This window comes from Rhodococcus sp. R1101 (genome assembly GCF_000278445.1).
Lineage (GTDB): Bacteria > Actinomycetota > Actinomycetes > Mycobacteriales > Mycobacteriaceae > Rhodococcus > Rhodococcus gordoniae.
The window spans coordinates 1-692 of the sequence record NZ_AJVB01000882.1 but is presented as its reverse complement, the minus strand read 5'-3'; the positions used below and the strand labels follow the sequence as shown (position 1 = coordinate 692).

The 692-nt window shown below is 67.3% G+C and carries 1 protein-coding gene; it reads right to left on the bottom strand.

Annotated features, from left to right (window positions below):
• Positions 1-53: 53 nt before the first annotated feature.
• A partial coding sequence (locus tag R1101_RS28890) for an aspartate/glutamate racemase family protein (protein ID WP_016935829.1) occupies positions 54-692 on the bottom strand: 639 nt, incomplete at its 5' end.

Here is a 692-nt window from a genome sequence, read left to right as displayed (position 1 = left end):
CGTAGAAGAGGACCATGTGCTCGATGCTACGACCCCCTGGAGCCGCCCGCCCACTATCGCGGGAACTGTCCGCCGCGCCAGGTCGGCAGGTCGCGAGTTCCGAGTGCCGTCTCGAGGGCCGCTCGTCCGGACAACCGAGTCGAATCCAGCACCGGTAGGGGCGAGTCGTCCGGAGAGAGCAGGAGTGGGATCTCGGTGCACACCAGCGCGACCGCATCGCACCCGGAGTTCCCGAGCCGGTCGATGATGTCGACGAAGGACGCCCGGGTCTCGTCCCGGAACATTCCGTGGACCAGTTCGTCGAAGATCGCCGCGTTCACCAGGGCCTGCTCGTCGTTCGTCGGGACGACGCCCTCGATCCCCCGGGCCGCCAGTTCCCGCGGATACAACGGGCCTTGCATCGTGAACCGCGTTCCCAGGATGCCGACACTTCGGTGCCCGGCGCGGTGCGCCGCCTCGGCCACGATGTCGATCAGGTGCAGGCCTGGAATCGCGAACGGCTCGCCAGGTGTTTCGAGTGCTAGGTGGGCGGTGTTGTCCGGACACACGAAGAAGTCGCAACCGGCCCGCACCAGACGGTCGACGCTGGTCGCGAGCACTGCGCGCACCGCTGCGTAGTCGGATCGCTCCCAGGCGGGCATGCAGCGCTCGAACGAGATGCAATCCATGGTGATGTCGGGATGCGCCGGAAG